The sequence below is a fragment of the Sphingobium limneticum genome (assembly GCF_008710165.1).
GTDB classification, from domain to species: domain Bacteria; phylum Pseudomonadota; class Alphaproteobacteria; order Sphingomonadales; family Sphingomonadaceae; genus Sphingobium; species Sphingobium limneticum.
In genome coordinates this window covers 296,390-313,827 of sequence record NZ_VYQA01000004.1, presented here as the reverse complement: position 1 = coordinate 313,827, position 17,438 = coordinate 296,390, and the positions used below count along the sequence as shown (strand labels likewise).

Below are 17,438 nucleotides of genomic sequence, written 5' to 3'. Positions count from 1 at the left end.
CTGCGCCTCATAGCGCCCGAGGCCGGTCAAAAACGACCGGATTCTGGAAGGTTACCTCCCAGAATGACTGACGCCTTGGGCTAGAAAACGGCGAAAGCGAGGCCAATGGCCGGCTCTGCCAACCCTTTTTCCGCAGCCTGCTAAACAGCATATCCGGGGCGGGTGCAGCCGTCCCGGATATAGCCTTCATGGGCAGGCCGTTATGGGCAGGCCCTTATCGACAGGAAGACGCCCCAGCCCTACAGGTCGGGCATGACCGATCCCTTCGCCCTTTTCGACGACTGGTACGCGCAGGCGCGCGACACCGAACTCAACGACAGCAATGCCATGGCGCTGGCCACCGCCGATGCGCGCGGGCGGCCGTCCGTCCGCATGGTGCTGCTCAAGGGGCATGGCCCGGACGGTTTCGTCTTCTACACCAATTTCGAGGGGCGCAAGGCCGGCGAGCTGCTGGACAATCCGCATGCCGCACTGCTGTTCCACTGGAAGTCGCTGCGCCGCCAGATCAGGATCGAAGGATCGGTCGGTCCGGTCGACGATGCCACCGCCGACGCCTATTTCGCCACCCGCAGCCGCGATAGCCAGCTGGGCGCCTGGGCATCCGACCAGTCCCGCCCCCTGCCCGACCGCGCCACCTTCATGGACCGGTTCGACGCGGTCAGCGCCCGATTCGACGGCGGCCCGGTGCCGCGTCCGCCGCACTGGTCGGGCTTTCGCCTGACGCCGGAACGGATCGAGTTCTGGCAGGATCGCGAACATCGGCTGCATGAGCGTCGCCTGTTCGAACGGACCGGAAGCGACTGGTCGCAAGGGCTGCTCTACCCCTGATATCCTGACGCGGGCCATGGAAGCGGGGGTGGAAAGGCGCGCCTGCTTCGTCTTGTCCTATGTGCGTGGATGCGGCCCCGATTGCGGGCACCCCATGCGCCTGTTAGGTGTCGGCCTGACAGACGGATAATGAAACGGGGCACGTTCTCGGGCCTCCAGAGGAATTTGATGCGAAACAGACTGACGGCCTTCATCCTCATCGGCATGGTCCTGGGGGTGATAACGGGCTTTGTGGCCAATCAGATGATCGGCGGCGATGCGACGCTGGCGAAGGATGTGGCGGGTTATTTCCACCTGCTGGCCGACATCTTTCTCCACCTCATCAAGATGATCATCGCACCGCTGGTCTTTTCCACGCTGGTCGCGGGCATCGCCCATATGGGCGATAGCGCGGCGCTGGGGCGGATCGGCGGGCGCGCGCTCGCCTGGTTCATCATCGCCAGCCTGATCTCGCTGACCCTGGGCCTGATCTTCGTCAATTTCTTCGCGCCGGGCGACGGCCTCAACCTGGTCCGGTCCGGTGCGGATGCGGGCGTGAATACCGAAGCGCTCAATTTCCGCGACTTCATCCTGCACGTCTTCCCGACCTCCATGATCGGGGCGATGGCGGACAACCAGATCCTGCAAATCGTCGTCTTCTCCCTGTTCGTGGGCGTCGCGCTCACCGCCATCGGCGACAAGGCCAAGCCGATCATCACCCTGATCGAGGCGATGGTCGAACTGATGTTGCAGGTGACGGGCTATGTGATGCGCGTCGCACCCTTCGCGGTGTTCGGTGCGCTCGCCTCGTCCGTGACGGTGCAGGGTCTGGGCGTGCTGAAGACCTATGGCGCGCTGGTCGGCGAATTCTACATCGCGCTGATGTGCCTGTGGGTGCTGCTGTTCTGCGCGGGCGCGATTTTCCTGGGCAAGCGGATGTTCAAGCTGATCCGCTATGTGCGCGAACCGATCCTGATCGCTTTTTCCACCGCCTCGTCCGAAGCGGCCTATCCCAAGATGCTGGAGCAGCTCGACCGGTTCGGCATCCCGCGCCGCATCTACAGCTTCGTGCTGCCGCTGGGCTATTCGTTCAACCTCGATGGGTCGATGATGTATTCGACCTTCGCGACGATCTTCATCGCGCAGGCCTATGGCATCGACCTGCCGATCGCGACGCAGATCACCATTTTGCTGGTGCTGATGGTAACCAGCAAGGGCATCGCCGCCGTGCCGCGCGCGTCGCTGGTCGTCGTCGCCGCGACGCTGGGCCAGTTCGACCTACCGGTCGAGGGTATCGCCTTCATCCTGGCGGTCGATCATTTCATGGACATGGGCCGCACCGCGACCAACGTGCTGGGCAACGCCATCGCCACGTCGGTCATCACCAAATGGGAAGGCATGCTGGAGGTCGAGGAACCGATCGACGTCGCGCATCCCAAGGCGCCTGCCCATGGCGCCGCCCATGGCCGCGCGGGCCTGGAACTGGCGCCCGACATGGTGGACGGCGACCGCAAGGGTTGAGGCAGGCCCTGCCTTCGATGATGTGAAAAAGGCCTCCGTTCCCAGCGAACGGAGGCCTTTTCCATTCTACCAGAGAATGCCGCGCACCGGTGTGATCGGGTCGGGCGCCGGGTCGCCGATGGATTGCAGCAGGTCGATCTCGATCGTGCGACACATGGCGGTCAGCGGCACGTCATGGACGCTGTCGGCAAAAGGATCGGTCAGATCGTCGCCGATCCGCAGCACCGACATGAACATGAAGCCCGCCACCGTCGAACCGAGCGGAGTCGCGAAGCCCAGCGATTCGACCAGCCCGATCGGCAGCAGGATGCAGAAGAGATGGGTGAAGGCGGTGGGGATGAAGCGATATTGATAGGGCAAGGGCGTGTTCTTCAGCCGCTCCATGCCGCCCTGCGCATTGGCGATATCGACCAGCACGGCCTCCATCTGGCTTTGCTGGATGGTGTCGATCCAGCCTTCGCGTCGCGCCATGTCGATCCGGCGGCCGGTGCTGTCGAGCAGGCCGTTGGCGGGATTGGCGCGGGCCAGCGCCTTGCCCTTATCCTCTTCGCGCAGCAGGCCGGTCACATCCTCGCCGATCGGCTGACGCCGCAACTGGCAGCGCAGCGCGTTCACATAGGCGATCTGGCGCTTGACGATCTCGCGCTTGAGATCCTTGGCCTCCGGATCGGGCAGGAAGTTGCGGGTGGCGCGCGACAGGCTGCGCGAGGCGTTGATCATCGCCCCCCATAGGATGCGTCCTTCCCACCAGCGCTGATAACTGCTGTTCGACCGGAAGCCCAGGAACAGCGCCAGCGCCGAACCGAAGATGGTCAGCGGCAGCGAGGGCGCCTTGAAAGGCAGGACATAATAAGCGATCGTCACGGCGCAGTCCCATATGAACAGCACCGTCAACGGCTTCCATATTTCGGATGCGATCCGGCGCATGCTGGGGACGGCATCGACTATCATGCAAAACTCCTGATCATGAACCGGCGCAACGCCTAATGGCCCGGAAATGCTCCCTTGATGCCATAGCGAAACGAAACATTGCTGCGACTGCAACCTGCACAGCTGCAGGTCGTTACACAACAATCCACAGGATATGGGGGCGAGCGGAGACAGGCATGAGCAGCGACGCGGCCGACGCCGGCGAGAAGAAAGCGGCCCTGTCGCTCCAGTGGCAGATGCTGGGTGGTTTCCTGACCGGGCTGATCGCGGGCCTGATCGTCTATATGGCGGCGCCCGACGCACGCTGGGTCGATACTGTCGCCACCTATGTCACCGGGCCGATCGGCCAGGTCTTCCTGCGGCTGCTGTTCATGCTGGTCATACCGCTGCTGGTGTCGGCGCTGATCGTGGGCATTGCCGAAATGGGCGAATTGCGCTCGCTGCGCAGGGTGGGCTTGCGCACCCTGGTCTACACGCTGGTCGTGTCGGGCATCGCGGTGGTGCTGAGCCTGGTTCTGGTCAACCTGTTGCGGCCGGGCGCCGGGGTCGATCCCGCGCAGGCGCAGGCATTGCTGGCCGATGCCGGACAAGGGGCGAAGGCGATCCTGAACCGGGGCGGCGACACGCCGACCGGGGTGGAGGCTGTGCTGGCCATCATCCCAGACAACATCGTGGCCGCCATGGCCGGCAACGACATATTGGCGGTGATGGTCTTTGCCCTCTTCTTCGGCATCGGGCTGGTGATGGTGCAGACGGACCAGTCCAAACTGTTGCTGAACGCGATGGAGGGCCTGTTCGAAGTGACGATGCGGCTGATGGGCCTCGTCATCCGGCTGGCGCCGATCGCCATCGCCTGCTTCATGTTCAACCTTGCCGCGCAGTTCGGATGGGATCTGCTCATCCGCCTGTCCGCCTATGTCGGCGTGGTGTTGCTGGCCTTGGCGCTCCAGATGTTCGGCGTCTATTCGCTGCTGATCGCCTTTGTCGCGCGCCGATCGCCGCTGCGCTTCTTCGCGGCGGTACAGGAGGCCAGCGTCATGGCCTTTGCCACCGCCTCCTCCAACGCTACCCTGCCCACCGCCATTCGCGTGGCGGAGGAGAAGCTGTACCTGCCCCGCCGCATAGCCCGCTTCGTCCTGACCATCGGCGCGACCGCCAACCAGAATGGCACGGCGATGTTCGAAGGCATTACCGTCATTTTCCTGGCGCAGTTTTTCGGCGTGGATTTGTCGCTCGGCCAGCAGTTGATGGTGATGGCGGTGTGCATATTGGGTGGCGTGGGAACGGCGGGCGTGCCGGCCGGATCGCTGCCGGTGGTGGCGATGATATTGGGCATGGTCGGCGTGCCGCCCGAAGGCATCGGGCTGGTGCTGGGCGTCGATCGTTTCCTCGACATGTGCCGCACCGCGCTCAACGTGACGGGCGATCTGGTCGCTGCTACGGTGATCTCCGCAGGCGAGGATGACGGGCGGGAGGAAGCGCGGGCATGAAGGGAGCTATGGCGCGGATCGGGGCAGCCATCGTCGCGCTGACCGCATTGACGGGCCTTTGCGTCCAGTTCGACGCCACGCTGACGCAAACGGGATCGGTCGGCGAAACGCTGTGGACGATACTGCGCTTCTTCACCATCTGGGCCAATATATTGGTCGTCATCACATTCGGGCCGATCGCATTGGGGCGGCATGTGTCGCCTCGGCGCGTGGGCGGCACGGTGCTGGCGATCCTGCTGGTCGGCATCATCTACGGCCTGTTGCTGCGCGGCCTGCTCTCGCTCAGCGGTGGCGCGTTGCTGGCCGACACGCTGCTGCACAAAGTGACGCCGCTGCTGGCGCCGCTCTGGTGGATCGCCTTCGCCCGCAAGGGGCGGCTGAACCGCCGCGATCCGTGGATCTGGGCGATATTTCCGGCGGCCTATCTGCCCTATGCCCTGATCCGCGGCATGATGGAGCGGGCCTATGCCTATCCCTTCATCAATGTCGCGAAGCTGGGATGGGGGCAGGTCGCGATCAACGCGCTGCTGATCGCGATCGGCTTCGTGCTGGCGGGTTATGTGCTGGTCTGGATCGACAGGCGGTTCAGCGCGCGGCCTTCGCGGCTTCGCTCCACCAGATAAGGTTTTTCGCAAAACCGGTAAAACCGCGCTCCAGCGCCGCGCCACCTTCGCCCTGCGGTTGCGCCTGCTCGTCCAACGTCTGGCCGATCTGGCCGACGCTCAGCCGTTCCGGCACGATCGCCATGCCCATGGCCGACAGCGTCACCGTCCAGTCGGCATGGCTGTTGACGCCGGCAAAGCGGCCCGCCGAGTAGCTGGCGATGGCGGCGGGGCGGCGATCAAATTCCTCGAGATAATGATCGACCAGATTTTTAAGGCCCGGCTGCATGCCCCGATTATATTCGCCCGCGACAAACACGAAGGCATCGGCGGTGGACAGGCGATCGGCCAGTTGCGCCATGGCGGCGGGCGCTTGCCCAGCCGGATAGTCGCTGTAGCGCAGGTCGAGCATGGGCAGGTCGATCGCCTTTGCGTCGATCAGTTCCGCCTTGTGGCCCAGTCCTTCGAAACCCCGGATCAGATAGTCGGCCAGCCGAATGCCGAGCCGGCCGCGCCGATAGGAACCGTAGAGAACGAGGATGTCGAGCGCCATGCGAAGCCTTTCCTGTTGTGATGGAACGGCTTGTCGCACCGGCGCCCGGCAACGTCCACTCTTACCGCAGCTTGGCGATGTTCAGCCCGTCTTCCTTGGCGCGGGCCTTGGTCGATTCTTCGCTGCGGGTCAGCGCCTTGGCGATCGCCTTGAGCGCCATGCCCTTCTTGGCGAGCGTATGCAGCTTCTGGATCTCATCCTGAGTCCAGGGCTGCTTGTGCCGTTCGAAACGATCGCCTGCCATCGGATTTCCTTTGTCGAGAGAACCGCACCGGCCCGCTCCCCCACCCGGCCACCCAACGGCAGTATCATATGGGTGGCCGGGTGGGGGAGCGGGCCGGTGCCGATCGGTTTCAGCTCAGCTGAAACCCAAAAAAATCAATCCGCGAAGGGGTCGCGGACGAGGATGGTGTCGTCGCGTTCCGGCGATGTGGATACCAGCGTGACCGGGCAACCGATCAGTTCTTCGATACGGCGGATATATTTGATCGCCTGCGCGGGCAGTTCGGCCCAGCTGCGGGCGCCCGCCGTCGTATCCTGCCAGCCTTCGATATCCTCGTAGATCGGCTCGGCCTTCGCCTGGTCCTGCGCATGGGCAGGCAGGTAATCGAAGGTTTGGTCGCCGATGCGATAGCCGACGCAGATTTTGAGAGTCTCGAACCCGTCCAACACGTCCAGCTTGGTCAGCGCGATGCCGGTCACGCCCGACACGGCGACCGACTGGCGCACCAGCACCGCGTCGAACCAGCCGCAACGGCGCTTGCGCCCGGTGACGGTGCCGAATTCATGACCGCGTTCGCCCAGCCGCTGGCCGGTGGCGTCGTCCAGTTCGGTCGGGAACGGGCCGGAGCCGACGCGGGTGGTATAGGCCTTCACGATGCCCAGCACGAAACCGGCGGCATTGGGGCCAAGGCCAGTGCCGCTCGCCGCCGTACCCGCCACCGTGTTCGACGAGGTGACGAACGGATAGGTGCCATGGTCGATATCGAGCAGCGTGCCCTGCGCCCCTTCGAACAGGATGCGCTGGCCGGCCGCCTTCGCCTTGTTCAGCGTCAGCCAGACGGGCTTGACGAAAGGCAGGATGAATGCCGCGATTTCGGTCAGATCCGCCATCAACTGGGCGCGATCGATCGGCGCTTCGCCGAAACCGGCACGAAGCGCGTCATGATGGGCGGTCAGGCGATCGATCTGAAGGTCGAGGTCGTCCAGATGCGCCAGATCGCACACGCGGATCGCGCGGCGACCGACCTTGTCCTCATAGGCCGGGCCGATGCCGCGACGGGTGGTGCCGATCTTGCCGGCTCCCGATGCGTCTTCGCGCAGGCCGTCAAGGTCGCGGTGGAACGGCAGGATCAGCGGGCAGGTTTCGGCGATCTGGAGGTTTTCCGGCGTGATTTCCACGCCCTGCCCGGCCAGCTTGGCGACTTCATCGCGGAAGTGCCAGGGGTCGAGCACGACGCCATTGCCGATGACCGACAGAGTGCCGCGCACGATGCCCGACGGCAGCAACGAAAGCTTATAGACCTTTTCGCCTACGACCAGCGTGTGGCCGGCATTATGGCCGCCCTGAAAACGGGCGACGACATCGGCACGTTCCGACAGCCAGTCGACGATCTTGCCCTTGCCTTCGTCGCCCCACTGAGCGCCGATCACGGTCACATTTGCCACAGATACAGTCCTCCGCCCGCCGCGCGGACCGGCCATGCCCTTCGACGGGACTCGGCATGCCGGTGGGATAATCGGGCGCATGGTGCGCCCTTGATGCGGGGCGCGGGTTAGCCGCGCTGCCCTGATGAAGTCAAGTCAATAGGCGCTGGGCTTTGCGCCATCCAGCCAGTGCGAGCAACGCTGGGCGGCGCCATCTTCGCCTTCCGACAGGGCCGCGACCGTGTGCCAGCCTTCGGCCCGCAACTGCGCGGCGCGCGCCGCGTCATGGCCGAGCGGCAGGAACAGGCGCTTGGGCGCTTCGCCGCCGAAACCGGCGTCGATCAGCGGATCGGGATAGAGCGAAAAGCCCATGGCCGGCTCGTCCGCCCCATCGGCACGGGCGATGGCATAGCTGCCGCCGCGACCGATTTCGCCGATGAAGCCCTCGGCGAAGATGGAGAAGCCGAACCAGTTCTGAAATTCAAAGCCATGCCGTTCGGTCGGATCGAGCGTCAGGGTGATGTCCCAGCCGATCGGCTTGGCGATGGCGCGCAGGCCCGCGATGCGGCTGTCGATCGCGCCGCCCAGTTGCGCGCTCAACGCCTCCAACCGCTCCATTGCGGCGTGGAACGGGCCGGTCGCTTCGATGAGCGGCAGATAGGCGGCAGCGGCCGGGCTGATCGCCACCAGCGCGCCGGCATCCTTGGCATCCAGTTCTGCGCGCACCGCTTCGATCTCATTGGGGGCGAGCGGCAACGGCCCGGCGGCCAGCGCGTCGATCAGGTCGGGCAGGGTGAAGTCGATGGTGATGCCGGTGACGCCGGCGGCCTGCAACGCCTCGATCGCGATATTGACGATCTCGACCGCGGCGGCGGCACTGTCGCTGCCGATCAGTTCGGCGCCCAGCTGGAGCTTCTCGCGCTCGGGGCGCAACTGGCTGGCCTTCTGGCGAATCACCGGGCCGGCATAGGACAGGCGCAGCGGGCGGGGCGCGGTCGCCAGACGGGTGGCGGCGATACGGCCGACCTGCGCCGTCATGTCCGGGCGGAAGGCCAGGCTGCGCTGCGACACGGGATCGACGGTGCGGACCAGATCCTGCGCGCGCATCGACTTCAAACGCTGCGTCAGCGTATCCTCAAACTCCGCGAGCGGCGGCATCACCCGTTCATAGCCATGGGTCGCCACCGTATCGAGCACGCGGCGCGCCAGACGCGCAGAGGCTTCGGCCTGCGGCGGCAAGCGATCGGAGAGGCCCTCCGGCAGGAGGCTTGGCGGGATCATGGCAGACACCTTATGGCTCCCTCCCCCCTTGGGGGGAGGGTTGGGGAGAGGGGGTTTCGCGCAACGCCTGCGCAATCATGCTCAGCACCCCTTCGATATTCCCCATCACATCGGGATTGGCAAAGCGGATCACATGATAGCCCAGCGATTCCAGAAACTCTGTTCGCCGCGCGTCATAGCGATGTTGGGCGGAATGTGTATCCCCATCTATTTCGATGATGAGGCGCGCGGCCTTGGACGCGAAGTCCACGATATAAGGCGCAATGATCGTCTGGCGCGTAAATTGCTGATTTTCAAAGCGGTTGGCGCGAAGGGCGAGCCATAGTTTTTGTTCGGCGGGGGTCGGGGTGGCGCGCATCTGTCTGGCGCGCTGTTTCAGCGTCGGGTCCAGGCGCAACGTTGATCCCCCTCTCCCAACCCTCTCCCCCAATGGGGAGAGGGCTTTTAAGGCAGCTTACGCGAAACGCAGCAGCTTCACCTGCTTCACGCCGGTGAGATTGCAGATTTCCCAGCGCAGCGGTTCGGTGACGGTGCCGTCCACCGACAGCAGCAGCACGGCTTCGCCGCCCTGGTTGCGACGGCCCAGATGGAAGGTGCCGATATTGACGTCCGATTCGCCCAGCTTCGACCCCAGACGGCCGATGAAGCCCGGCGCGTCCTGGTTGACGATGTAGAGCATCGTACCGTCCAGATCGGCTTCCACCTTGATGCCGAACAGTTCGACCAGACGCGGCTGGGCGTGGCCGAACAGCGTGCCGGCGACCGAACGCTCGCCGCTTTCGGTGGTGACCGTGACGCGCACCAGCGTCTGATAATCGCCTTCGCGGTCATGGCGCACTTCGCGCACGTCCAGGCCGCGTTCCTTCGCCAGGAACGGCGCGTTGACCATGTTCACCGTGTCCGAATAGACGCGCATCAGGCCGGCGAGAACGGCGGCGGTGATGGGCTTCTGGTTCAGTTCGGCGGCATGGCCTTCCACTTCGACGGCAACGCCGCTGATCTGGTCGCCTTCCAGCTGGCCGATCAGGCTGCCCAGCTTTTCCGCCAGCGCCATATAGGGCTTGAGCTTGGGCGCTTCCTCCGCCGACAGGCTGGGCACGTTCAGCGCGTTGGTGATGCCACCGTCCAGCAGATAGTCGGACAGCTGATCGGCGACCTGCAACGCGACATTGACCTGCGCTTCGTCGGTCGACGCGCCCAGATGCGGGGTGCAGATGAAGTTGGGGGTGCCGAACAGCGGCGATTCTTTGGCCGGTTCGGTCTGGAACACGTCCAGAGCCGCGCCCGCGACCTGGCCCGAATCCAGCGCGTCCTTCAGCGCCGCTTCGTCGATCAGGCCACCACGCGCACAGTTGATGATGCGCACGCCCTTCTTGGTCTTGGCCAGATTTTCGCGGCTCAGGATGTTGCGGGTCTGGTCGGTCAGCGGCGTGTGCAGCGTGATGAAGTCGGCCTTGGCCAGCAGCGTGTCCAGATCAGCCTTTTCCACGCCCATTTCGATGGCGCGTTCCGGCGTCAGGAAAGGATCGAAAGCGACGACCTTCATCTTGAGGCCCAGCGCGCGGGTCGCAACGATCGAACCGATATTGCCAGCGCCGATCAGGCCCAGCGTCTTGCCGGTGACTTCCACGCCCATGAAGCCATTTTTGGGCCACAAGCCCTGCTGCGTCTGCGCGTTCGCCTCGGGCAACTGGCGGGCGAGCGCGAACATCAGCGCGATGGCATGTTCGGCAGTGGTGATGGAGTTGCCGAACGGCGTGTTCATCACGATCACGCCCTTGGACGAGGCATAAGGAATATCGACATTGTCGACGCCGATGCCGGCGCGGCCGATGACCTTGAGGTTGGTCGCGGCGTCCAGGATTTCCTTCGTCACCTTGGTGGACGAACGGATAGCGAGGCCATCATAGTCGCCGATGATGGCGATCAGTTCTTCGGGGGTCTTGCCGGTGATGACGTCGACTTCGACGCCGCGTTCCTTGAAGATTGCGGCGGCGCGGGGGTCCATCTTGTCGGAAATAAGGACTTTAGGCATCTGGGTTTCCTTTTGGAAAATAGTCCCGTCATCCCCGCGAAGGCGGGGATCCATCTCTCGACATTGCACCTGTCGATAGGGCCGGAAATGGATTCCCGCTTTCGCGGGAATGACGACAATTATGAGAAATTAAGCAGCCTTCACGGTCGCATAGGCCCAGTCGAGCCAGGGACCGAGCGCTTCGATATCCGCCGTTTCGACGGTCGCGCCGCACCAGATGCGCAGGCCGGCCGGGGCGTCGCGATAGCCCGCGACGTCATAGGCGGCGCCTTCCTTTTCGAGGAGGGCGGCGAAGGCCTTGATAAAGGCTTCGTCGGCGCCTTCGACGGTCAGGCAGACGCTGGTCTTCGACCGCGACGCTTCATCGACGGCGAGATGGCCGAGCCAATCGCGGTCCGCGACGATCTTGCCCAGCGCAGCCGCATTGGCATCGCTGCGCGCGATCAGGCCGGCCGAACCGCCCAGCGACTTGCCCCATTCGAGGGCAAAGATCGCGTCTTCCACGGCCAGCATGGAGGGGGTGTTGATCGTCTCGCCCTTGAACACGCCTTCGGCGAGCTTGCCCTTCGCCATCAGGCGGAACACCTTGGGCAGCGGCCATGCCGGGGTGTGGGTTTCGAGGCGTTCGACGGCGCGCGGGCCGAGGATCAGCACGCCATGGCCGCCCTCACCGCCCAGCACCTTCTGCCAGGAGAAGGTGGCGACGTCGATCTTCGCCCAGTCGATGTCATAGGCGAACACGGCGCTGGTCGCGTCGGCGAAGGTCAGCCCTTCGCGGTCGGCCGGAATCCAGTCGGCGTTCGGCACGCGCACGCCCGACGTGGTGCCGTTCCAGGTGAACAACACGTCGGTGCTGAAATCGACCGTCGAAAGGTCGGGCAACTGGCCATAGTCGGCGCGGATGACGGTGGGGTCGAGCTTGAGCTGCTTGGCAGCGTCCGTCACCCAGCCTTCGCCGAAGCTTTCCCAGGCCAGCGTCGTCACCGGGCGCGCGCCCAGCATGGTCCACATCGCCATTTCGAACGCGCCGGTGTCGGAACCGGGGACGATGCCGATGCGGTGGGTGTCGGGCAGGTTCAGCAGCTCACGCATCAGGTCGATGCTGTAGGCAAGGCGGGTCTTGCCGATCTTGGCGCGGTGCGAACGGCCGAGCGAATCGGTAGCCAGCTTGGCGGCATCCCAGCCCGGAGGCTTGGCGCAGGGACCGGAAGAGAAAAAGGGGCGGGCCGGACGGCTGGCGGGCTTTACAGCAGGCGCAATGGTGGCGTCGACGGCAGTCAAATTAGTCATGTATGCTTCTCCTTACAGAGAGCTGCGCGGCGTTGGGACCGCGTGGCCCGTCGGCCGCACTAATGTCGCCGAAAAAAGAGTCAAGCCGTTTGTCGAAATGCGACGAGCCGCATCGCCGGTTAACTTTCGTAAAGATTCGGGATGGTAAACATCCGATTCATGGAAGAGCGGGTGACAGAAACTGGACTTCTGCGCGGCGCGGCTCTGGCCGTCGCCTGTGCGATCATGCTGAGCGCCTGTAGCGGCGATCTGGTCCCGCGCGGGCGCGTGGCAAGCGCGCCCAAACCGCCGCCGCCCGTCCGCGCACCGGCGCAACCCGCCATGGAAACGCGCCAATGTTTCGCCAAACTCCAGTCGCAGGCGGTGGCCTTCACCCCCCTGCCCGACCGGAATTTCGGCGGCGGATGCAGCGCAGTAAATAGCGTCAAACTGATCGACATCGGCGTGCCGACGACCGGCATCGGCGCGATCACCTGCAACCTCGCCGCCAATTTCGCGGCCTGGGCGAAGTTTGGTGTACAACCCGCCGCGCGCGTCATCTTCGGCGCGGAGATCGAGAAGATCGAGACGTTCGGCACCTATAATTGCCGCCCGATCGCGGGCAGCGGCAAGCTGTCCGAACATGCGCACAGCAACGCAATCGACGTATCCGCCTTCGTCCTGTCCGACGGCCGGCGAATCAGCATCCAGAAGGATTGGGACGGCGACAAACAGACCCGCCAGTTCCTGAAGATCGTCCACGCCAGCGCCTGCAAACGGTTCAACACCGTGCTCAGCCCCGACTATAACGCCGCCCATCGCGACCATTTCCATTTCGACATGGGCGGGCGTGGGGGATTTTGTCGTTAATCTTGCACGGTGATGACGGCATCCGACCATTTGTTGACGTTGCGTTAGATTGCAAGGCTTCCTGATTGCGGACGTTATCCGCTAATGGCATCTTGTGGCGATGTTCACTCCTGTCGAAAATCAGATGTGCAGCTTCTGCAATGCCCCCGTCGGTGTTGACCCATGGGGCATATTGTCGGCTGACGCGAACATTTGTGTTGATTGCATGGAAATGCACTTGTGCATCTATAAGTCAGCCCATCCTGTTGAATGCATGTCGCTTCTTGAACGAGTGCAAGAAGCAGATGTTACTTGGTTCAAGGGGCGAAAAAGGCGTCCGAAAAGGCAACGGCAGAGAGCTGAACGGTTGGATGGTGGAACAGCGAATAATCCTCCACTGCCGCCAAAAGCGGACTAGCTGCTCACCACCCAACCTGGCCTGTCCTACACTGGCCGACGATGCGATGATCGGGTGGACAACCGGTTCAGAAATCTGACTTTCCGATAGGATCATGGCAAGGCAACGATATTTCACGATCCGCGGGAAATATGGGAAGTTAAGCCCTCCGCGCATCCTGCGTCGATGCGGACTTGGATTTGTCACCGGCGCACACTAAGTTGGCGCAAATGACGAAAAAAGAAATCGAAGAACGCAAATTCCGCCCGGCCCGCGAAGAGGCCCATGACGCCAAGAAGCAGCTTGGCACCCCCCAGACGCAGAGCGCCGCCTATAAGCTGGCCTATCAGGATACCGAATTCCTGCTGCGTGACGATCTGCGGCCGGTGCGGTTCCAGCTGGAACTGCTGAAACCCCAATTGCTGATGGACGAGGCGCAGATCGAATCGACCTTCGTCTTCTATGGCTCCGCGCGTATCCCCGAGCCCGATCAGGTGCAGGCGCGGATCGACGCGGCAACCACCCCCGAACAGAAGCGCATCGCCGAAAATCTGGGCGCCAAGGCCCGCTATTATGACGAAGCGCGCAAGCTGGCACGGATTTCGGCCCAATATCCCGTCAATGCGGAGGGCGGTCGCCACTTCGTGGTCTGCTCGGGCGGTGGCCCGTCGATCATGGAAGCCGCCAATCGGGGCGCGCAGGATGTCGGCCAGACCACCATCGGCATGAACATCGTCCTGCCGCACGAGCAGGCGCCCAACCCCTATGTGACGCCGGAGCTGAGTTTCCAGTTCCACTATTTCGCGCTGCGCAAGATGCACTTCCTGCTGCGCGCCCGCGCGCTTGCCGTCTTCCCCGGCGGCTTCGGCACGTTCGACGAAATGTTCGAGCTGCTGACGCTGATCCAGACCGGCAAGATGAAGCCGATCCCGATCCTGCTGTTCGGCAAGGATTTCTGGACACGCGTCATCGATTTCGAGGCGCTGGCCGACGAAGGCGTGATTTCGCACAGCGACCTCAATCTGCTCACCTGGGTCGAAAGCGCGCAAGAGGCTTGGGACGCGGTGCAGGCCTTTTATCAGGACAGCCAGACGGCCGGCTGATCCGACCAGTCGAGCCGAAAAACGGACAGGCGGCGCGCCATGACTTTGGCGGCGTCACCTGTCCGTGCCATCCCTGATCTTCAGAAGATCAGAGGAGATGGCATGAACTGGACCAAGCGCGCTGCACTATCGGCCATGGCCTGCGGGTTGATCGCGGCGGCGCCCGGCTCCAGCGACCTGTCCAAACTGACGATATTGCGCGATGTGAAGCCGGGCCTGTGGACGCACAGCTTCACCACCATCCCCAAAAACCCGGCAGCACCCGACCGGCAGGAACGCGCCTGCATTTCCGCTGCGCAATTGCAGGCGATGATCCGGGAATCGCTTGCGGCCGGGCCGAGCGAACAAATATGTCCGATCAGCGTGGGGTTCGATTCTTTCAGCAAGGCGAGCTTCACCCTGAACTGCCCGGCGATCCGTATCCCCGAACTGGGCGTCACGGCCCCGGCCGCCAGCATGCCCGGCGAGATCGTGCGCAGCGGGCGGGAAGAACATTGGGTCGTGTCGGTGAAGACCCCGGCCGTCCCCGGCAAGGTGCCCGCCGCGACATGGCGCCACGACTATCGGCGACTGGGCGATTGCCCCAAGTGAGCGGACTTGCCCTGAACCGCTGACCGCTTTAGGGCGCGGCCATGCTCGGTGACCTCGCCCATGTCGACACCTGGATCTTCGATCTGGACAATACGCTCTATCCGGCGAAGGCGGACCTGTTCGCGCTGATCGACGTGAAGATGGGCGAGTTCATCCAGGGCCTGCTCGGCTGCGACCCGGTGATCGCGCGGCAGACGCAGAAGCGCTATTTCATGGAGCATGGCACGACGCTGTCGGGCCTGATGCACCATCATGGCATCGAACCGCACGCATTCCTGGACTATGTCCACGATATCTCGATGGACCGGCTGGAAGTGGATGCGGCGTTGAACGCCCATATCGCCGCCCTGCCCGGCCGCCGGCTGATCTTCACCAATGGCGACGCCGCCTATGCCGGCCGTGTGCTGGAAAAGCTGGGCCTGGCGCAGGCGTTCGAGCTGATCCACGACATCCATGCCTGCCAATATATCCCGAAGCCCGACCCGTCGGGCTATGCGGAATTGTGCCAAGTCCATGCCATCGATCCGACCCGCGCCGCCTTTTTCGAGGACATGGCCCGCAACCTCAAGCCCGCCAAGGCGATCGGCATGACGACCATCTGGGTCAATAATGGCTCCGAAGCGGGCAATCACGACCATCATCCCGATTTCATCGATTATGAAACCGACCATCTGACGCCATTTCTGGCGAAAATCATTGGGGAAGCAGCATGAGCCAAGACCTGATCACCACCATCGATGCCGCATGGGAAGACCGCGCCAACGTCAATCTCCAGACGCAGGGCGATGTGCGGTCGGCCGTCAATCAGGCGCTGGCCCTGCTCGACAAGGGAGAACTGCGCGTGGCGCAGCCGACCGAAGCCGGCTGGCAGGTCAACCAGTGGGCGAAGAAGGCCGTGCTGCTCAGCTTCCGTCTGAACGACAATGTGCTGATCGACAATGGGCCGGGCGCGGGCCATTGGTGGGACAAGGTGCCGAGCAAGTTCGCCGGCTGGGACGAGGCCGCCTTCCGCGCCGCCGGTTTCCGCGCCGTGCCGGGCAGCTTCGCCCGCGCCGGCAGCCACATCGCCAAGAACGTCATCCTGATGCCCAGCTTCGTCAATATCGGCGCGTTCGTCGATGAAGGCACGATGGTCGACACCTGGGTGACGGTCGGCAGCTGCGCCCAGATCGGCAAGAATGTCCATCTGTCGGGCGGCGTGGGCATCGGCGGCGTGCTGGAACCGCTTCAGGCCGACCCCGTCATCATCGAGGATGATTGCTTCATCGGCGCCCGGTCCGAAGTCGTGGAAGGCGTGCGCATCGGCAAGGGCTCGGTCCTGTCGATGGGCGTGTTCATCGGCATGTCGACCAAGATCGTGGACCGCTCCACAGGCGAAGTCTTCATCGGCGAAGTCCCGCCCTATTCGGTCGTCGTCCCCGGTTCGCTGCCCGGCAAGCCCCTGCCCGACGGCACGCCCGGTCCCAGCCTCTATTGCGCCGTGATCGTCAAGCGCGTGGACGCGCAGACGCGGTCGAAGACCGGCATCAACGAGCTGCTGCGCGACTGATCGCAGTCCGGCGGGGTGGCCTGGCGCCACCCCGCTGACACTATCGCACGGACGAGACGGTTCTGCGCCGGCGGCAGCGTCCTTGCGGATATGACGGTCCTGCCCAATCGCCTGCTCATCGTTGACGATGACGCCACCCAGATCGGCCAGTTGGCCGATAATTTCACCCGCTACGGCCTGCATGTCACCGGCGCCGCCTCCGCGCTCCAGATGCGCGAGCGGCTGGAGCAAGAGGATTATGCGCTGGTGGTGCTCGACCCCGACGTCGCGCCGGGTCAGGGCGCCGCGCTGCTGCGCGAGCTTGCGATCGAGCGCCGCCTGCCGGTGATCGTCCATAGCGCCGCCTGTGGCGATGCGGATCGGATCGCCGCGCTGGAAATGGGCGCCGAAGATTGCCTGAGCAAACCCGCCAATCCGCGCGAACTGCTTGCCCGCATCCGCGCCGCCCTGCGCGGCCGTACGGGATCGGCGCGGGCGGTGCAGGCACCTGTCGCCCGCAGCGTCGCATCGTTCGAGGGCTGGCGCGTGGACATGACCACCGGCCAGCTGTTCAACCCGGTCGGCATGGCCGTCGCCCTGTCGGACGGCGAATTTCAGTTGCTGCGGGCCTTCATCGAACATCCGCGCCAGGTGCTGGACCGCACCCGCCTGCTCGACCGGGTCTATGGCGCGACCAGCGACCATTATGATCGCTCGATCGACGTGCAGCTATGCCGATTGCGGCGGAAGCTGTCGGCCTGCGGCCTCAAAGGCCCGGTCATCCGCACGATCCGCAACGAAGGCTATATGTTCGTCCACAGCGTCACCCACTAAG

The 17,438-nt window shown here is 64.0% G+C and carries 18 protein-coding genes; 10 read left to right on the top strand and 8 right to left on the bottom strand.

Annotation, left to right across the window (positions count from 1 at the left end):
- Positions 1–252: 252 nt before the first annotated feature.
- Both pdxH and F4U95_RS07955 read left to right on the top strand, forming a co-directional pair.
- Positions 253–828 (top strand): pyridoxamine 5'-phosphate oxidase, encoded by a 576-nt coding sequence (gene pdxH / locus F4U95_RS07960; RefSeq protein ID WP_150425249.1) that lies wholly within the window; start codon positions 253–255, stop codon positions 826–828.
- Between the two features lie 168 nt (positions 829–996).
- Positions 997–2,328 carry a dicarboxylate/amino acid:cation symporter gene (locus tag F4U95_RS07955; protein ID WP_120252297.1) on the top strand — a complete coding sequence of 444 codons (1,332 nt, stop codon included), beginning with the start codon at positions 997–999 and terminating at the stop codon, positions 2,326–2,328.
- Positions 2,329–2,394: 66 nt separating this feature from the next.
- On the opposite strand, the gene F4U95_RS07950 is transcribed toward F4U95_RS07955, so the two are convergent.
- On the bottom strand, positions 2,395–3,279 hold the full coding sequence (locus F4U95_RS07950; protein ID WP_150425248.1) for a bestrophin family protein: 885 nt from the start codon (positions 3,277–3,279) through the stop codon (positions 2,395–2,397).
- Between the two features lie 155 nt (positions 3,280–3,434).
- On the opposite strand from F4U95_RS07950, the gene F4U95_RS07945 reads away from it, so the two are divergent.
- Together F4U95_RS07945 and F4U95_RS07940 are read left to right on the top strand one after the other, a co-directional pair.
- On the top strand, positions 3,435–4,748 hold the full coding sequence (locus F4U95_RS07945; protein WP_150425247.1) for a dicarboxylate/amino acid:cation symporter: 1,314 nt from the start codon (positions 3,435–3,437) through the stop codon (positions 4,746–4,748).
- Complete coding sequence (locus F4U95_RS07940; protein ID WP_246171527.1) at positions 4,745–5,371, top strand: Pr6Pr family membrane protein; 627 nt, start codon at positions 4,745–4,747, stop codon at positions 5,369–5,371. The genes F4U95_RS07945 and F4U95_RS07940 overlap by 4 nt, the downstream gene beginning before the upstream one ends.
- Here the strand turns inward: F4U95_RS07940 and F4U95_RS07935 are convergent.
- The 7 genes from F4U95_RS07935 to F4U95_RS07905 all read right to left on the bottom strand — a co-directional run bounded on the left by F4U95_RS07935 (position 5,334) and on the right by F4U95_RS07905 (position 12,156).
- A complete protein-coding gene (locus F4U95_RS07935) occupies positions 5,334–5,903 on the bottom strand; it encodes an NADPH-dependent FMN reductase (protein WP_150425246.1) in 570 nt (189 codons plus the stop codon). The two genes, F4U95_RS07940 and F4U95_RS07935, sit on opposite strands and share 38 nt — an antisense overlap.
- 61 nt (positions 5,904–5,964) lie before the next feature.
- A complete protein-coding gene (locus tag F4U95_RS07930) occupies positions 5,965–6,147 on the bottom strand; it encodes a hypothetical protein (protein ID WP_120251698.1) in 183 nt (60 codons plus the stop codon).
- Between the two features lie 134 nt (positions 6,148–6,281).
- Positions 6,282–7,571 (bottom strand): adenylosuccinate synthase, encoded by a 1,290-nt coding sequence (locus F4U95_RS07925; RefSeq protein ID WP_150425245.1) that lies wholly within the window; start codon positions 7,569–7,571, stop codon positions 6,282–6,284.
- Positions 7,572–7,706: 135 nt separating this feature from the next.
- Positions 7,707–8,831: an ATP phosphoribosyltransferase regulatory subunit gene (locus F4U95_RS07920; RefSeq protein ID WP_150425244.1), complete on the bottom strand. Its 1,125-nt coding sequence runs from the start codon at positions 8,829–8,831 to the stop codon at positions 7,707–7,709.
- 10 nt (positions 8,832–8,841) lie between these two features.
- On the bottom strand, positions 8,842–9,228 hold the full coding sequence (locus F4U95_RS07915; RefSeq protein ID WP_282960134.1) for an endonuclease domain-containing protein: 387 nt from the start codon (positions 9,226–9,228) through the stop codon (positions 8,842–8,844).
- Between the two features lie 57 nt (positions 9,229–9,285).
- Positions 9,286–10,866, bottom strand: a complete 1,581-nt coding sequence (gene serA, locus F4U95_RS07910) for a phosphoglycerate dehydrogenase (protein WP_150425242.1) — start codon at positions 10,864–10,866, stop codon at positions 9,286–9,288.
- Positions 10,867–10,995: 129 nt separating this feature from the next.
- Entirely contained in the window at positions 10,996–12,156 is a 1,161-nt protein-coding gene (locus F4U95_RS07905) for a phosphoserine transaminase (protein ID WP_150425241.1), read from the bottom strand.
- A 159-nt stretch (positions 12,157–12,315) separates the two neighbouring features.
- On the opposite strand from F4U95_RS07905, the gene F4U95_RS07900 reads away from it, so the two are divergent.
- The 6 genes from F4U95_RS07900 (at position 12,316) to F4U95_RS07875 (ending at position 17,437) form a co-directional block, all read left to right on the top strand.
- A complete protein-coding gene (locus F4U95_RS07900) occupies positions 12,316–13,005 on the top strand; it encodes an extensin family protein (RefSeq protein ID WP_150425271.1) in 690 nt (229 codons plus the stop codon).
- Between the two features lie 606 nt (positions 13,006–13,611).
- Positions 13,612–14,484 carry an LOG family protein gene (locus F4U95_RS07895; RefSeq protein WP_150425240.1) on the top strand — a complete coding sequence of 291 codons (873 nt, stop codon included), beginning with the start codon at positions 13,612–13,614 and terminating at the stop codon, positions 14,482–14,484.
- A 102-nt stretch (positions 14,485–14,586) separates the two neighbouring features.
- Positions 14,587–15,075 (top strand): DUF3617 domain-containing protein, encoded by a 489-nt coding sequence (locus F4U95_RS07890; RefSeq protein ID WP_150425239.1) that lies wholly within the window; start codon positions 14,587–14,589, stop codon positions 15,073–15,075.
- Between the two features lie 41 nt (positions 15,076–15,116).
- On the top strand, positions 15,117–15,788 hold the full coding sequence (locus tag F4U95_RS07885) for a pyrimidine 5'-nucleotidase (protein ID WP_150425238.1): 672 nt from the start codon (positions 15,117–15,119) through the stop codon (positions 15,786–15,788).
- Positions 15,785–16,624, top strand: coding sequence for a 2,3,4,5-tetrahydropyridine-2,6-dicarboxylate N-succinyltransferase (gene dapD / locus F4U95_RS07880; RefSeq protein ID WP_150425237.1), 840 nt, complete (start codon positions 15,785–15,787; stop codon positions 16,622–16,624). Before F4U95_RS07885 ends, dapD begins: the two co-directional genes overlap by 4 nt.
- A gap of 90 nt (positions 16,625–16,714) precedes the next feature.
- Positions 16,715–17,437: a winged helix-turn-helix domain-containing protein gene (locus F4U95_RS07875; RefSeq protein WP_150425236.1), complete on the top strand. Its 723-nt coding sequence runs from the start codon at positions 16,715–16,717 to the stop codon at positions 17,435–17,437.
- Position 17,438: the final 1 nt, after the last annotated feature.

Excerpts from the sequence above, each read along its gene's own strand:
- pdxH (WP_150425249.1), top strand. The coding sequence starts at position 253 with ATGACCGATCCCTTCGCCCTTTTCGACGACTGGTACGCGCAGGCGCGC.
- F4U95_RS07955 (WP_120252297.1), top strand. The coding sequence starts at position 997 with ATGCGAAACAGACTGACGGCCTTCATCCTCATCGGCATGGTCCTGGGG.
- F4U95_RS07950 (WP_150425248.1), bottom strand. The coding sequence starts at position 3,279 with ATGATAGTCGATGCCGTCCCCAGCATGCGCCGGATCGCATCCGAAATA.
- F4U95_RS07945 (WP_150425247.1), top strand. The coding sequence starts at position 3,435 with ATGAGCAGCGACGCGGCCGACGCCGGCGAGAAGAAAGCGGCCCTGTCG.
- F4U95_RS07940 (WP_246171527.1), top strand. The coding sequence starts at position 4,745 with ATGAAGGGAGCTATGGCGCGGATCGGGGCAGCCATCGTCGCGCTGACC.
- F4U95_RS07935 (WP_150425246.1), bottom strand. The coding sequence starts at position 5,903 with ATGGCGCTCGACATCCTCGTTCTCTACGGTTCCTATCGGCGCGGCCGG.
- F4U95_RS07930 (WP_120251698.1), bottom strand. The coding sequence starts at position 6,147 with ATGGCAGGCGATCGTTTCGAACGGCACAAGCAGCCCTGGACTCAGGAT.
- F4U95_RS07920 (WP_150425244.1), bottom strand. The coding sequence starts at position 8,831 with ATGATCCCGCCAAGCCTCCTGCCGGAGGGCCTCTCCGATCGCTTGCCG.
- serA (WP_150425242.1), bottom strand. The coding sequence starts at position 10,866 with ATGCCTAAAGTCCTTATTTCCGACAAGATGGACCCCCGCGCCGCCGCA.
- F4U95_RS07905 (WP_150425241.1), bottom strand. The coding sequence starts at position 12,156 with ATGACTAATTTGACTGCCGTCGACGCCACCATTGCGCCTGCTGTAAAG.
- F4U95_RS07900 (WP_150425271.1), top strand. The coding sequence starts at position 12,316 with ATGGAAGAGCGGGTGACAGAAACTGGACTTCTGCGCGGCGCGGCTCTG.
- F4U95_RS07895 (WP_150425240.1), top strand. The coding sequence starts at position 13,612 with ATGACGAAAAAAGAAATCGAAGAACGCAAATTCCGCCCGGCCCGCGAA.
- F4U95_RS07890 (WP_150425239.1), top strand. The coding sequence starts at position 14,587 with ATGAACTGGACCAAGCGCGCTGCACTATCGGCCATGGCCTGCGGGTTG.
- F4U95_RS07885 (WP_150425238.1), top strand. The coding sequence starts at position 15,117 with ATGCTCGGTGACCTCGCCCATGTCGACACCTGGATCTTCGATCTGGAC.
- dapD (WP_150425237.1), top strand. The coding sequence starts at position 15,785 with ATGAGCCAAGACCTGATCACCACCATCGATGCCGCATGGGAAGACCGC.
- F4U95_RS07875 (WP_150425236.1), top strand. The coding sequence starts at position 16,715 with ATGACGGTCCTGCCCAATCGCCTGCTCATCGTTGACGATGACGCCACC.